Annotated in this window: 11 protein-coding genes; 6 read left to right on the top strand and 5 right to left on the bottom strand. The window is 55.7% G+C overall.

All coding sequences use genetic code 11. From position 1 onward, the window contains the following. Positions 1–29: 29 nt before the first annotated feature. Both upp and M8014_RS02775 read right to left on the bottom strand, forming a co-directional pair. Positions 30–656 (bottom strand): uracil phosphoribosyltransferase, encoded by a 627-nt coding sequence (gene upp / locus M8014_RS02780; protein ID WP_271281025.1) that lies wholly within the window; start codon positions 654–656, stop codon positions 30–32. Positions 657–846: 190 nt separating this feature from the next. After that, entirely contained in the window at positions 847–2,277 is a 1,431-nt protein-coding gene (locus M8014_RS02775) for a 6-phospho-beta-glucosidase (RefSeq protein WP_271281024.1), read from the bottom strand. Between the two features lie 279 nt (positions 2,278–2,556). On the opposite strand from M8014_RS02775, the gene purM reads away from it, so the two are divergent. From purM to ppx, 4 genes are all read left to right on the top strand, one after another. Further along, positions 2,557–3,594: a phosphoribosylformylglycinamidine cyclo-ligase gene (gene purM / locus M8014_RS02770; RefSeq protein WP_271281023.1), complete on the top strand. Its 1,038-nt coding sequence runs from the start codon at positions 2,557–2,559 to the stop codon at positions 3,592–3,594. Continuing rightward, positions 3,591–4,232 carry a phosphoribosylglycinamide formyltransferase gene (gene purN, locus M8014_RS02765; protein ID WP_271281022.1) on the top strand — a complete coding sequence of 214 codons (642 nt, stop codon included), beginning with the start codon at positions 3,591–3,593 and terminating at the stop codon, positions 4,230–4,232. Before purM ends, purN begins: the two co-directional genes overlap by 4 nt. Before the next feature lie 179 nt (positions 4,233–4,411). Then, on the top strand, positions 4,412–6,472 hold the full coding sequence (gene ppk1 / locus M8014_RS02760) for a polyphosphate kinase 1 (RefSeq protein ID WP_271281021.1): 2,061 nt from the start codon (positions 4,412–4,414) through the stop codon (positions 6,470–6,472). A gap of 3 nt (positions 6,473–6,475) precedes the next feature. Further along, on the top strand, positions 6,476–8,017 hold the full coding sequence (gene ppx, locus M8014_RS02755) for an exopolyphosphatase (protein WP_271281020.1): 1,542 nt from the start codon (positions 6,476–6,478) through the stop codon (positions 8,015–8,017). Between the two features lie 8 nt (positions 8,018–8,025). On the opposite strand, the gene M8014_RS02750 is transcribed toward ppx, so the two are convergent. Then, positions 8,026–10,266 carry a sensor domain-containing phosphodiesterase gene (locus M8014_RS02750; RefSeq protein WP_271281046.1) on the bottom strand — a complete coding sequence of 747 codons (2,241 nt, stop codon included), beginning with the start codon at positions 10,264–10,266 and terminating at the stop codon, positions 8,026–8,028. A gap of 347 nt (positions 10,267–10,613) precedes the next feature. Between M8014_RS02750 and M8014_RS02745 the strand changes: the two genes are divergently transcribed. Then, complete coding sequence (locus M8014_RS02745) at positions 10,614–10,820, top strand: YfgG family protein (protein WP_271269013.1); 207 nt, start codon at positions 10,614–10,616, stop codon at positions 10,818–10,820. 27 nt (positions 10,821–10,847) lie between these two features. Here the strand turns inward: M8014_RS02745 and M8014_RS02740 are convergent, their stop codons facing one another. Next, positions 10,848–11,729, bottom strand: coding sequence for a LysR family transcriptional regulator (locus M8014_RS02740; RefSeq protein WP_271281019.1), 882 nt, complete (start codon positions 11,727–11,729; stop codon positions 10,848–10,850). Positions 11,730–11,827: 98 nt separating this feature from the next. On the opposite strand from M8014_RS02740, the gene M8014_RS02735 reads away from it, so the two are divergent. Then, positions 11,828–13,018, top strand: a complete 1,191-nt coding sequence (locus M8014_RS02735) for an MFS transporter (protein ID WP_271281018.1) — start codon at positions 11,828–11,830, stop codon at positions 13,016–13,018. A 13-nt stretch (positions 13,019–13,031) separates the two neighbouring features. On the opposite strand, the gene guaA is transcribed toward M8014_RS02735, so the two are convergent. Continuing rightward, positions 13,032–14,609 carry a glutamine-hydrolyzing GMP synthase gene (gene guaA / locus M8014_RS02730; protein ID WP_271281017.1) on the bottom strand — a complete coding sequence of 526 codons (1,578 nt, stop codon included), beginning with the start codon at positions 14,607–14,609 and terminating at the stop codon, positions 13,032–13,034. Positions 14,610–14,618: the final 9 nt, after the last annotated feature.

Here is a 14,618-nt window from a genome sequence, read left to right as displayed (position 1 = left end):
TCAAAGTCGGCTTCTTTTTTGTTATTCAATTATTTGGTACCAAAAATCTTATCACCGGCATCGCCGAGGCCCGGGATGATGTACCCGTGTTCGTTCAGCCCCTGATCGACAGACGCGGTGTACACCTCAACGTCCGGATGCGCTTTCTCCAGCGCGGCAAGGCCTTCCGGTGCCGCGACCAGTACCAGCACCTTGATGCTGGTGCAGCCTGCATTTTTCAGCAGGTCGATGGTGGCGATCATTGAACCACCGGTGGCGAGCATCGGGTCAACAACCAGCGCCATACGCTCGTCGATGTTGGACACCAGCTTCTGGAAATACGGAACCGGCTCCAGCGTCTCTTCGTTACGGTAGATACCGACTACGCTGATACGCGCGCTTGGCACGTGCTCCAGCACGCCTTCCATCATGCCCAGGCCTGCACGCAGGATTGGCACAACGGTAATTTTTTTACCTTTGATCTGCTCAACCTGCACCGGGCCGTTCCAGCCTTCGATGGTGACCGTTTCGGTTTCCAGGTCGGACGTCGCTTCATAAGTCAGTAAGCTGCCAACTTCAGAGGCCAGTTCGCGAAAGCGCTTAGTGCTGATGTCATGCTCACGCATCAGGCCCAGCTTGTGTTTAACGAGTGGGTGTTTCACTTCCACAATCTTCATTCTCTTTCTCCTTCGGGTGGCAGCCACAAAAAAAATCGCCGGATTATACCGCTTTTTTTGGTATGCGCCATACCCATCTTGCTTGACGTCGATCAAGCAAAGTGATTACAGGCCGATAGAGATTATAAAACAGACACAAAAAACCGGAGGGGGTCTCCGGTTTAGGTGTGATTTTTTGCCGGGTGGGGCATTAAAGATTTTCGCCGTTGCTGGCAATCACCTTCTGATACCAGGCAAACGACTTTTTCCTGCTGCGGTTCAGAGTGCCGTTACCTTCGTTGTCTTTATCGACATAAATAAAGCCGTAGCGCTTTTTCATTTCGCCGGTGCCGGCAGAAACGAGGTCGATACAGCCCCACGGGGTGTATCCCATCAGATCGACACCGTCCTCTTCTACCGCTTTTTTCATCTCGCTGATGTGTGCGGCGAGATAATCAATGCGGTACTGGTCGTCAACGGTGCCATCGCTCTCCTGCACGTCGATAGCGCCAAAACCGTTCTCGACAATAAACAGCGGCAGCTGATAGTGATCCCAGAACCAGTTCAGGGAGTAGCGCAGGCCCACCGGGTCAATCTGCCAGCCCCAGTCGGATTTCTGCACGTACGGGTTGGAGACCAGGCTTTTGCTTTCGTCATAATCCAACTGCGGGTTGTCTTCCGTGGCTTTGGTGGCAAACGACATGTAATAGCTGAAGCCGATGTAATCCACACAGCCCTGCTTCAGCGCCGCGCGATCCTCTTCGGTAATATCCAGCTCAAAGCCGCGACGGGCAAAGTAGTTGAGCAGATGCTGCGGATACGCCCCGCGCACGTGCACGTCGGTGAACCAGTAGCGGCGGTGCATGGCGTTCATCGCCATCATGATGTCGTTCGGCGCGCAGCTCAGGGGATAGATCGGGCACATAGCAATCATGCAGCCAATCTGCAGCGACGGGTTAATCTCACGCCCGGCTTTCACCGCCAGCGCGCTGGCGACCAGCTCGTAGTGCGCCGCCTGGAACATCACCGGCTCGCGATCTTCGCCCGGCTGATACTTCAGCCCGGAGTTGGTGAACGGCGCGAAATCTTCGTGGAAGTTAGCCTGGTTATTGATCTCATTGAAGGTCATCCAGTACTTCACTTTGTGCTGGTAGCGTTCAAACACCACGCTGGCAAAGCGCACAAAGAAGTCGATGAGCTTACGGTTGCGCCAGCCACCGTATTCGCTGACCAGGTGATAAGGCATCTCAAAGTGCGACAGGGTAATCACCGGCTCAATGCCGTGCTTACGGCACTCGTCGAACAGATCGTCGTAAAACTGCAGGCCGGCTTCGTTGGGCTGCTGTTCATCGCCATTGGGGAAAATGCGCGTCCAGGCAATCGAGGTACGAAAACATTTGAAGCCCAGTTCGGCGAACAGCTGAAGGTCTTCTTTGTAGCGGTGATAGAAATCGATGGCGTCGTGATTGGGGTAGTTCTTGCCCGGCAGCACGCCGTCCGTTATTTCGCGGGGGACGCCATGTGCGCCAGCGGTCATGACGTCCGCTACGCTCGCGCCCTTCCCACCCTCCTGCCAGCCGCCTTCAAGTTGATGCGCCGCTACCGCGCCGCCCCACAGAAAACCTTCTTTAAATCCTGACATGCGATATCCCTCATTCAGCGTTAATTATCGGCAAAAAAGAGCACAGAAACCGGTTTCAGTGGAATGATGTTCATTCGCTGCTAGGGTTGCAAGAATAAGAATGTACCCGGTTTCATTTTCGTGAACGGGTTCAAGTTTGTGCCGCAGCCTGCGATTTTATCTCCATTTTCAGCGGCGTGATTTTCTGTTGCAGAATGGGCTCGCAAACGTTTGCCTGGACTGTTAGAATTGCGCCGATTTTTCTTACTATCGCAATGCAATCGCGTGGGGACTCGAGCCGTGACCAACAAAACTTCTCTCAGCTACAAAGATGCCGGTGTTGATATTGACGCAGGTAATGCGCTGGTCGACCGTATCAAAGGTGTGGTGAAAAAGACCCGCCGCCCGGAAGTCATGGGAGGTCTGGGAGGATTCGGCGCACTGTGCGCGCTGCCGCAAAAATATCGCGAACCGGTTCTGGTCTCGGGCACCGACGGCGTGGGTACCAAACTGCGTCTGGCTATGGATCTGAAACGCCACGACACCATCGGCGTTGACCTGGTCGCCATGTGCGTTAACGACCTGGTGGTTCAGGGCGCTGAGCCGCTGTTCTTCCTCGACTACTATGCGACCGGCAAGCTGGATGTGGATACCGCTGCCAGCGTGATCACCGGCATCGCCGAAGGCTGCCTGCAGTCCGGTTGTGCGCTGGTGGGCGGTGAAACCGCTGAAATGCCGGGGATGTACCACGGCGAAGATTACGACGTTGCGGGTTTCTGCGTTGGCGTTGTCGAAAAATCCGAAATCATCGACGGCAGCAAAGTGACCGACGGCGACGTGCTGATCGCCCTGGGCTCCAGCGGCCCGCACTCCAACGGCTATTCACTGGTGCGCAAAATTGTTGAAGTGAGCGGCTGCGACCCTCTGACTACCGATCTGGAAGGCAAACCGCTTGCCGATCACCTGCTCGAACCTACCCGTATCTATGTGAAATCAGTGCTGGATCTGATCGCTAACGTGGACGTTCACGCTATCGCCCACCTGACCGGCGGCGGTTTCTGGGAAAACATTCCGCGCGTCCTACCGGATAACACCCAGGCCGTGATTGACGAATCCTCCTGGCAGTGGCCAGCGGTGTTTAACTGGCTGCAGGATGCCGGTAACGTCAGCGATCACGAGATGTACCGCACCTTCAACTGCGGCGTCGGGATGATTATCGCCCTGCCTGAAAGCGAAGTTGAGAGCGCCCTCGCGCTGCTGAGTGCGAAAGGTGAAAACGCGTGGAAAATCGGTAAAATCAAAGCATCTGATTCCGAAGAGCGTGTGGTCATTGCATGAAAAATATCGTGGTGCTCATTTCCGGTAACGGAAGTAATTTGCAGGCCATCATCGATGCCTGCGAACAGAAGAAAATCAGCGGCACCATTCGTGCAGTATTCAGTAACAAGGCCGATGCATTCGGCCTTGAACGCGCCCGCGACGCCGGTATTGCCGCGCATGCGCTCGAAGCCTCTCAGTTTTCCAGTCGCGAAGCCTTTGACCGCGAGCTGGTGCAAGAGATCGACGCTTACGCGCCGGACGTGGTGGTGTTGGCCGGTTATATGCGGATCCTCAGCCCGGCGTTTGTCGCGCACTATGCCGGGCGTCTGTTAAATATCCACCCTTCCCTGTTGCCAAAATATCCCGGCTTGCATACCCATCGTCAGGTGCTGGAAAACGGCGATGAAGAGCACGGTACCTCCGTTCATTTTGTCACTGACGAACTGGACGGCGGCCCGGTGATCCTGCAGGCGAAGGTGCCGGTCTTTGAAGGCGACAGCGAAGAGGACGTCACCGCCCGGGTGCAAACCCAGGAGCATGCCATCTACCCGCTGGTGGTCGGCTGGTTTGTCGAAGGACGTCTCTTGATGCGCGATGGTGCCGCCTGGCTGGATGGTGCCCCGCTCCCCCCGCAAGGCCACGCGTCCGAAGAGTAGTCTTTTGCCCGGCAGCGCCGGGCAATCCCTTACCTCATTCCAACTGATTAATATCCCTTATAAAATAATTTAACTGTCATACTTTTCTGACACAGTTGGACATATTGTGGAAATGCTCGCCATAATAAGGGCGAGACGGATTTACCACGTCCTGTGATTGAACTGGAGTGTGAGTAGTAATGGGTCAGGAAAAGTTATACATCGAGAAAGAGCTAAGCTGGTTAGCATTCAACGAGCGTGTACTTCAGGAAGCGGCTGACAAAAGCAACCCGCTGATTGAGCGCATGCGTTTTTTGGGTATCTACTCCAATAACCTGGATGAGTTCTATAAAGTTCGCTTCGCGGAACTGAAACGGCGCATCATCATTAGCGAAGAGCAGGGTTTAAACTCGAATTCACGCCATTTGCTGGGTAAGATCCAGTCCCGCGTGCTGAAAGCCGATCAGGAATTCGACGGCCTGTATAACGAACTGCTGCTGGAGATGGCGCGTAATCAAATCTTCCTGATTAATGAGCGTCAACTCTCCGTCAACCAACAGAGCTGGCTGCGCCACTACTTCAAACACTATCTGCGCCAGCACATCACCCCCATTCTGATTAACCGCGAAACCGACCTGGTGCAGTTCCTGAAGGATGACTACACCTATCTGGCGGTTGAGATTATCCGCGGCGACAGCATTCGCTACGCCCTGCTGGAGATCCCGTCAGATAAAGTGCCGCGCTTCGTCAATCTGCCGCCAGAAACGCCACGTCGCCGCAAGCCGATGATCCTGCTGGATAACATTCTGCGCTACTGTCTGGACGATATCTTCCAGGGCTTCTTCGATTACGATGCGCTGAATGCGTACTCCATGAAGATGACCCGTGACGCCGAGTACGACCTGGTGCATGAGATGGAAGCCAGCCTGATGGAGCTGATGTCGTCGAGCCTGAAGCAGCGCCTGACTGCAGAGCCAGTACGTTTTGTCTATCAGCGCGATATGCCGGATGCGATGGTCGAGATGCTGCGTGAAAAGCTGACTATCTCCCGCTACGACTCCATCGTGCCGGGCGGGCGTTATCACAACTTTAAAGATTTTATTGGCTTCCCGAATGTGGGCAAAGCCAACCTGGTGAATAAACCGCTGCCGCGGCTGCGTCATATCTGGTTCGACAAGTTCCGCAACGGCTTTGACGCAATTCGCGAGCGCGATGTCCTGCTCTACTATCCGTACCACACCTTCGAGCACGTACTGGAACTGATGCGTCAGGCATCGTTCGATCCCAACGTGCTGGCGATCAAAATCAATATTTACCGCGTGGCGAAAGATTCACGCATTATTGACGCGATGATCCATGCCGCGCATAACGGTAAGAAAGTGACCGTGGTGGTTGAGCTGCAGGCACGCTTCGATGAAGCGGCAAACATCCACTGGGCTCGCCGTCTGACCGAAGCAGGCGTACATGTTATCTTCTCGGCACCAGGGCTGAAAATCCACGCCAAGCTGTTCCTCATCTCCCGTAAAGAGGGCGAGGATGTGGTGCGCTACGCCCACATCGGCACCGGTAACTTTAACGAAAAAACTGCGCGTATTTATACCGACTACTCGCTGCTCACCGCCGATGCGCGGATCACCAACGAGGTGCGCCGGGTATTTAACTTTATTGAGAACCCGTATCGCCCGGTCAGCTTCGACTATCTGCTGGTCTCGCCGCAGAACTCGCGCCGCCTGCTGTACGACATGATCGATAAAGAGATCGCCAATGCGCAGAACGGCCGACCTGCCGGGATTACGCTGAAGATCAACAACCTGGTGGATAAAGGGCTGGTCGATCGCCTGTATGCGGCCTCCAGCTCCGGGGTGATGGTGAATCTGCTGATCCGCGGCATGTGTTCGTTGATCCCCGATCTGCAGGGTATCAGTGAAAATATTCGCGTCATCAGCATCGTTGACCGTTATCTTGAGCACGATCGGATCTATATTTTTGAGAACGGTGGCGATAAGCGGGTGTACCTCTCTTCTGCCGACTGGATGACGCGCAATATCGACTACCGCATTGAAGTGGCGGCTCCGCTACTCGATCCGCGCCTAAAACAACAAGTTCTTGATATTATTGATTTACTGTTAAGCGACACCGTGAAAGCACGCTATGTCGATAAAGAACTGAGTAACCGCTATGTGCCGCGCGGCAATCGCCGTAAAGTGCGGGCACAGCTGGCGATTTACGACTATATCAAATCACTCGAGCAACCCGATTAACCTATGCCGATAAACGATAAGACCCCACGACCGCAGGAGTTCGCCGCGGTCGACCTTGGTTCTAACAGCTTCCACATGGTCATTGCCCGTGAAGTGGATGGCGCAATGCAGATCATCGGTCGTCTGAAGCAGCGCGTGCACCTGGCCGATGGCCTGGGCGCTGACAACATGCTCAGCGAAGAGGCGATGGAGCGCGGGCTGAGCTGCCTGTCGCTGTTTGCCGAACGTCTGCAGGGGTTTACCCCGTCGAGCGTCTGCATTGTCGGTACCCATACGCTTCGCCAGGCATCGAACGCGACAGAGTTTTTGAAGCGCGCGGAAAAAGTGATCCCCTACCCTATCGAAATCATTTCGGGCAATGAAGAAGCGCGTCTGATTTTTATGGGCGTGGAACATACCCAGCCGGAAAAAGGCCGCAAGCTGGTCATTGATATCGGCGGCGGCTCCACCGAGCTGGTGATTGGTGAAAACTTTGAACCGCATCTGGTCGAAAGCCGACGGATGGGTTGCGTTAGCTTCGCCCAGATCTACTTCCCTGGCGGCGTGATCACCCGGGAGAACTTCCAGCGTGCGCGCATGGCGGCGGTGCAGAAGCTGGAAACGCTCGCCTGGCAGTATCGTCTGCAGGGCTGGAACGTGGCGCTCGGTGCCTCCGGCACCATTAAGGCGGCGCATGAAGTGCTGGTCGAGATGGGCGAAAAAGACGGTTTTATTACCCCGGAACGTCTGGCGATGCTGCTGGAGGAGGTGCTCAAGCATAAAAGCTTCGATGCCCTCAGCCTGCCGGGACTATCAGAAGAGCGTAAGGCGGTGTTTGTGCCGGGCCTGGCGATCCTCTGCGGCGTGTTTGATGCGCTGGCTATTCGCGAGTTACGCCTGTCTGACGGCGCCCTTCGCGAAGGTGTGCTGTATGAGATGGAAGGTCGTTTCCGCCATCAGGACATTCGCAGCCGTACCGCCCAGAGCCTGGCCAACCAGTACAATATTGACCGCGAGCAGGCGAAGCGCGTGCTGGAAACCACCACCCATATTTACGAACAGTGGGAGGCCCAGAATCCGAAACTGGCGCATCCGCAGCTGGCGGCATTACTAAAATGGGCGGCGATGCTGCATGAAGTCGGGCTGAACATCAATCACAGCGGAATGCACCGCCACTCGGCGTACATTCTGCAGAACAGCGACCTGCCGGGTTTTAACCAGGAACAGCAAACGATGATGGCCTCCCTGGTGCGCTACCATCGTAAAGCCGTCAAGCTGGACGACATGCCGCGCTTTACGCTGTTTAAGAAAAAACAGTTTATGCCTCTGATCCAGCTGCTGCGTCTGGGCGTGCTGCTGAACAACCAGCGTCAGGCAACGACCACGCCGCCGACGCTGACGCTGACGACGGATGACAACCACTGGACCCTGAGCTTCCCGCACGACTGGTTCAGCCAGAACGCGCTGGTGCTGCTGGATCTGGAACGCGAACAGCAGTTCTGGAGCGCCGTCACCGGCTGGTGCTTAAAAATTGAAGAAGAGCGCTCCCCGGAAGTGGCCGCATAACCTGCTCATCAGGCGCTCTTTGTGAGCGCCTCATTTTTTAGTAGTGTCTCCAGCGGTTCCGGTTTACCAATCAAATAGCCCTGCAGGTAATCGATCCCCAGCCCCAGTACGGCGATTCGGATCTCTTCGCTTTCGACATATTCCGCCACTACCTGCATCTTCTTCATCCTCGCCAGATGGCAAATCGAGGCGACAATCTGGTAATCCAGGCTGTTACTGACGATGTTACGAATAAAGCTGCCGTCGATCTTGAGGATATCGGCATCCACGCTTTTTAAGCGTGCGTAGCTGGCGTAGCCGGTACCAAAATCGTCAATCGCGATCCGACACCCCATCTGCTGCAGCTGGTTGACCGTCTGAGTCGCCAGCCCGGCGTTACCAAAACTGCTGCTCTCGGTGATCTCAAATACCAGCTGCCAGGACTCAACCGCATACTTTTGCAACAGGTGTTTAACCTCCAGCGGCAGCTGCGCCCGGCAGATGGATGTAGGCGACAGATTGATGGCAAAGCGCTGCGCCGGGAGGCTCTGCCGATTGTCGGCCATAAACTGCAGCGTCGTCTCCAGTACCCAGAGATCAATACGTGACGAGAGGCCAAACTCCTGCGCCACCGGCAAAAACGTATCGGGCGATATCAGTTCCCCGTCGTCATTTTGCAGGCGGATCAGCACTTCATAATAGTTATCGCCCCGCACGCCCTGCACCCGCTGAGCCATCAGGGTAAACTGGTCTTTCTCCAGCGCTTGCTGCAGGCAGTTCATCATCGCCACTTTATCTTTCAGGCCGCGCTGCAAATTAATGGCACCCCGCTGCTGCAGGTTTTCCGGGTGATTGGTCGACAGAGAGAGATCCGCAATCGTGCTTAGCTCGCCCAGCAGCAGATAAAGATGCACCACCGGGGAAGTGACGTAGCAGTAGCTGACTCCCACCTGAGGCTGAAGCGGCATCCCGTCCCAGTAAAAGCGGAAGCGTTTAATGTGCTGATCCAGTTCATCCATTCGCGACTGATGCGCTTCAGTATTCAGCCTGAGCACCAGATCGTGCCCCGAAAGCTGGTAAACGCACTCATCCGGCTGCAAATATTCACCCAGCCACGCCGCCAGCTTCTGCTTGTACTGAATACGCAGCAGCACGCCGTAGTTGCGCCCAAGCACTTCCAGCTCCGGCATGCGCAAGAAACAGAGCACCGACCAGGGCTTTTTGCCCAGCGCGCGGCTGAGGGCGCGCAGGTTCGGCATATGCACTATCGGGTCGAGAAACGCCAGTCGGCTGGCGCGAGTCGTGATTGCCCGTTGACGCGTCGCCAGCACGGCCATGTAGACCACCACAAAGGTGAAGACCAGATAGCTGGATGTGGTAATGGTGAGCTGCAGGTCATATCCCTGGGTCCAGGGAATATAGCGATAGAAGTAGTGGATCGAGATAATCAGCACCGGCGTCCAGATAAGCGACATCAGCCTGTAGCCAAAACGCATCGACCCCCAGAGCATAACCGGCATCAGGAGCGACAGCGTGTAGTTGGTGCTAAAGATGGTGCTGTTCTCATTAATGGGCCACAGCAGCAAAGCCAGCAGCGCACCGGTGACCAGACTCCAGACCCCCATTTCGACCAGCGTGACCTTACGGTCTATCTGGAGGAGGGTCTGCGACAGCAGGCTGCGCAGATAGCGAGGATGACGGATAATGCGGATCAGCAGATAGCAAAATGGCACCCCGGTCAGACACCCGACCAGCAGCCCCTGGTAATTGATTAACGCGCGGATACCAGGCTCGCTGATGCCCGCCAGGTTAAAGCGTTTTTCGTAGACGCCAAGATACACCGCAAACTGGAACAACAGCAGAAACAGGGTCGCCGGGCAGAGCATCTGCCAGATCATCCGTTGCGCCATCAGTTGCCCGTCGCCATAGGAGATCATATTGCGCCGCGGGGTAAACATCCGGTATCCCCCCCAGCTGAGGATTATCGTGATCAGGAAATGGCCGATTGCTGCCGCCGTTTCGTAACCGCCAATCGTCGGATAATAGTGCAGGAATAACGCCAGAATGATGCCGGGGACCGCTGCCATCCCGTAGAACAACATCAGCGACAGCAGCAACGCCAGCGGCATGTAATACAGCACTACCAGACTCCCCTGCATCTGCGTGTAGGTTGTGGCAGCGTGCGCCAGCGGCAACAGCGCACCGGGCAAAATCAACGGAAGCGCCCACCAGCGATCTTTGTGTTTTTGGTAGAACGAAAAAATAGTCATAGATGCCATAGTTAACCCACTCATCCAGGGGGAGTTCAGACAGGCATCCAACCTGACGACGTTGCCGTGCAGACAAAAAATGATTACACGAATGTGGAGCAAAGATTTTAGTTAGCAACGGCAAGCAATAGTTGACTTAAATCAAACATATTAATAACGAAGTAGGATAATCACATTTTTTAACCCTATTTTTGTGCTAATTATCAATGGCGTAAATAATCTAATTATTATACATAACATTAAGTATGTTATTCGTTGACGGAATTTTACATTACGAATAATTGACCCCTGTGCGCCCGTGTGCCTTAATGAGCCCATCGCCCGCAGGGTATTTCAGGAAATCCACAGTGAGTCAGGCCACACGTATGCGCAAACGACATCGGTTTAACACTCGAATGACGCGTATCATACTGCTAATCAGTTTATTCTTTTTCCTTGGCCGTTTTGTCTATTCCTCTATCGGCGCCTGGTATCACCATCAGGAAAAAAAACAGGCACAACAGTCCGGCCTGTCTGTGGATTACGTTGAACCTTCCTCGCCGAAAATTAATTAATGCGTGAGTGAGTAACGATTTCAATTATCAGACGTTTTGTAATAGCCGAATCACTTCGCTAATGCCTTTGCTCAGAATTTTATCCTGCCGCATTACTATCGCCAGCTGATGCTGTAAAACCGGCGTAAGCGAACGCACACACAATCCCTGACGGTCTTGCTCACTGCTGACGGCCATGCGGGGAATGATGCTGTAGCCCAGCCCAACGCATACCATCCGTTTGATGGCTTCGATACTGCCTGATTGCATGATCGGCACTGCCTGCACGCCGCTGGCCTGGAACCAACTGTCGATCATGATCCGGGTGCTGCTCCCGGCACTGAATGCGATCAAGGGCTGTTGGTGCAGATTCTCGGCAGTCAGCGCATCGAACTGCGCCTGCTGATCCTCAGCGGCAATAAACACAAACTCTTCATCCAGCACCGGCGTAATGGCCAGCGCAGGCCCCGCCGCGGGTAACGTCACCAGACCCAGATCGAGGCGGTTCTCCTCTATCGCACGGACAATATCAAGGGTATTGCCTGTCGTAACGCCTACCCTCAACAGAGGGTGATCCTGACGAAGCTGCTGCAATAGCGGCGGCAAAAGATGGATGCAGGCAGTCGCCCCCATGCCGATTGCGAGGGTGCCGCTCACCTCATGACTGAACCCGGCCACCGAACGGATCGCTTCATCCACCGCCTGCTCAATGCGCTCGCCATGCGTCACCAGCGCCAGCCCGGCCGCCGTGGCTTTGATCCCCCGCCCGGTACGCTCAATTAAACGCGCCTGGAGAAACTGCTCCAGCTGACGGATCTGCAAACTGACCGCCGGCTGCGACAGGCCCAGCACGTCCGCAGCCGCAGAAAAACTGCCCCGCTGAACGACCAGTCGAAAGGTCGCCAGATGTCCCAGATTGAGCGTCGTCATCGCAAAGTTTCTCTTATAGCAGTCATAAACGTACAGGCCTGCCAGCACCATACCGCGCGGGCTATGCTCAGGACAACTCTCTAACGGAATGATAGATAATGAAATCCCCTGTCCTGGCTCGCGCGCTCCCCTTCACCATCGGTTGTAATCAGCTTATCAACTGGGGGATTTCATTTTATATGCCGGGAACATTGGCCCGGGCGATAACGGCCGACACCGGCTGGTCGTCACCGGCGATCTATTCAGGCCTGACGCTCGCCATGCTGGTGATGGCTGCCCTGTCACCGCGTGTCGCCCGCTTACTGGCGCTTATCGGCGGGCAGCGCACGGTGATGATCGGTACGCTGCTGATTGCTACCAGCTGCGTGGCGATGGCGTATTGTCAGTCGCTGGTGGGCTGGTATCTCGCATGGATTGTTACCGGGATCGGTATGCGCCTGTCGCTGTATGACGCGCTGTTCGCCGCGTTGGTTAATCTCTACGGGCAGCAGGCACGGCGAACGATTTCCCGCGTGACGCTGGCGGGCGGGCTGGCTTCGGTGGTGTTCTGGCCGCTGGGCGAAGCGTTGTTGACACTGATGAACTGGCGAGAAACGCTGCTGGTCTATGCCCTGTTTGGTTTGCTGAGCGCGGCGCTTACCCGCTCGCTGCCCAACCAGACCCTTCCGGTGGTGAGTAAGCGCCAACCGACCTCCTCTGCCGATGACAAGACGCGACGCAACGGCTGGCTGTACGCAACGTTTATTGCGCTGATCACGTTTGTTTCTAACGGCACCTCCACGCACCTGCCTGAATTTATCGCAAGCACAGGTCTGCCGGTTGCCATCGGCATGCTATGGGGGATTGGGCAGACCGGGGCACGCTTTCTGGAGGTGGTAGCAGGCGCAGGACTCACCCCGCTGAGACTGACCCTCGTAACAGCCCTGGCGATGCCGGTCTGTTTTTTACTCGGACTGAGCAGTTCGCTTTACCTGTGGTCGGCAGCCGGTTTTGTGCTGGGCTATGGGGCGATTAACGGTCTGGTGACTATCGTCAAAGCTACTCTGCCGCTACAGCTGTTTGCGCCTGAAGAGTACGCCAGGCGCACCGGCGTGCTGCTGATCCCCGCCCAGCTGATGGCAGCGGCTTCCCCGCTGGCATATGCATGGCTGAACAGGATGTTAGGCACCACTGGCGCGATGTGGATATCGGGGGGCCTGACGTTGGTGATTGCCGGGCTGGCGGTGACGCTGTTTATCGGGCAGCGGGAAACAAAAAAGCCCCCGGAGGGTTCCGAGGGCTTGGTTTAGCGATCAGGAGGGGTTATTCCCACTCAATCGTCGCAGGTGGCTTACCGCTGATGTCATACACAACACGCGAGATGCCATTAACTTCATTGATGATACGGTTAGACACGCGGCCTAAGAAATCGTACGGCAGGTGCGCCCAGTGTGCGGTCATAAAGTCGATGGTCTCGACGGCACGCAGGGAGACAACCCAGTCGTACTTACGGCCATCGCCCATCACACCCACGGAACGGACGGGCAGGAACACGGTGAACGCCTGGCTCACTTTGTTGTACAGGTCAGCTTTATGCAGCTCTTCGATGAAGATCGCGTCCGCACGACGCAGCAGGTCGCAGTACTCTTTCTTCACTTCGCCCAGCACGCGCACGCCCAGACCTGGACCCGGGAACGGGTGACGGTACAGCATGTCGTACGGCAGGCCCAGTTCCAGACCGATCTTACGCACTTCGTCTTTGAACAGCTCACGCAGCGGCTCAACCAGACCCATCTTCATCTCTTTCGGCAGGCCGCCCACGTTGTGGTGAGATTTGATGACGTGCGCTTTACCGGTGGCAGAGGCCGCCGATTCGATCACGTCCGGGTAGATGGTGCCCTGCGCCAGCCACTTCACGTCTTCCAGACGCAGCGCCTGCTCGTCGAACACTTCCACGAACACGCGGCCAATGATTTTACGCTTCGCTTCCGGATCGTTCTCGCCCGCCAGCGCAGTCAGGAAACGCTCTTCGCCTTCAACGTGAACGATGTTCAGGCCGAAGTGGTCGCCAAACATGTCCATAACCTGTTCAGCTTCGTTCAGACGCAGCAGGCCGTTATCCACGAAGACGCAGGTCAGGTTTTTACCGATGGCGCGGTGCAGTAGCATCGCGGTCACGGAGGAGTCAACGCCGCCGGACAGGCCGAGAATGACTTTATCATCACCCACCTGCTGGCGAATACGCTCGATGGCGTCGTCGATGATTTTTGCCGGAGTCCACAGGGCTTCACACTGGCAGATGTCACGCACGAAGCGGTCCAGCATGCGCATACCCTGACGGGTGTGGGTCACTTCCGGGTGGAACTGCACGCCGTAGAAGCGTTTTTCTTCGTTGGCCATAATGGCAAACGGGCAGGTCTCGGTGCTGGCAACGGTCACGAAGTCGGACGGGATCGCCGTGACTTTATCGCCGTGGCTCATCCATACGTCGAGCAGCGGTTTGCCATCAGCGGTCAGGGAATCTTCGATACCGCGGATCAGGGCGCTGTCGGTCTGCACTTCAACCTGCGCATAGCCAAACTCACGTTCGTTAGAGGCTTCAACGTGGCCACCCAGCTGCATCGCCATGGTCTGCATGCCGTAGCAGACGCCAAATACCGGAACACCGGCTTCGAACACATACTGCGGCGCGCGCGGGCTGTTGTTCTCGGTGGTGCTTTCCGGGCCACCGGAAAGAATAATGCCGCTTGGGTTGAATTCGCGAATTTGTGCTTCCGTGACATCCCACGCCCACAGCTCGCAGTAAACGCCAAGTTCACGCACGCGACGTGCAACCAGCTGAGTGTACTGCGAACCAAAATCGAGGATAAGAATGCGATGTTTATGAATATTTTCCGTCATTGACGCTAA

This window comes from Silvania hatchlandensis (assembly GCF_025564065.1).
GTDB lineage: Bacteria > Pseudomonadota > Gammaproteobacteria > Enterobacterales > Enterobacteriaceae > Enterobacter > Enterobacter hatchlandensis.
Note: the sequence above shows the minus strand (reverse complement) of the source record. Positions and strands in the feature narration are given on the sequence as shown.

What these genes read in the sequence shown, in the direction of transcription:
- upp (WP_271281025.1), bottom strand. Translation starts at nt 656, where the DNA reads ATGAAGATTGTGGAAGTGAAACACCCACTCGTTAAACACAAGCTGGGC.
- guaA (WP_271281017.1), bottom strand. Translation starts at nt 14,609, where the DNA reads ATGACGGAAAATATTCATAAACATCGCATTCTTATCCTCGATTTTGGT.
- M8014_RS02775 (WP_271281024.1), bottom strand. Translation starts at nt 2,277, where the DNA reads ATGTCAGGATTTAAAGAAGGTTTTCTGTGGGGCGGCGCGGTAGCGGCG.
- ppk1 (WP_271281021.1), top strand. Translation starts at nt 4,412, where the DNA reads ATGGGTCAGGAAAAGTTATACATCGAGAAAGAGCTAAGCTGGTTAGCA.
- M8014_RS02740 (WP_271281019.1), bottom strand. Translation starts at nt 11,729, where the DNA reads ATGACGACGCTCAATCTGGGACATCTGGCGACCTTTCGACTGGTCGTT.
- M8014_RS02750 (WP_271281046.1), bottom strand. Translation starts at nt 10,266, where the DNA reads ATGACTATTTTTTCGTTCTACCAAAAACACAAAGATCGCTGGTGGGCG.
- M8014_RS02735 (WP_271281018.1), top strand. Translation starts at nt 11,828, where the DNA reads ATGAAATCCCCTGTCCTGGCTCGCGCGCTCCCCTTCACCATCGGTTGT.
- ppx (WP_271281020.1), top strand. Translation starts at nt 6,476, where the DNA reads ATGCCGATAAACGATAAGACCCCACGACCGCAGGAGTTCGCCGCGGTC.
- purN (WP_271281022.1), top strand. Translation starts at nt 3,591, where the DNA reads ATGAAAAATATCGTGGTGCTCATTTCCGGTAACGGAAGTAATTTGCAG.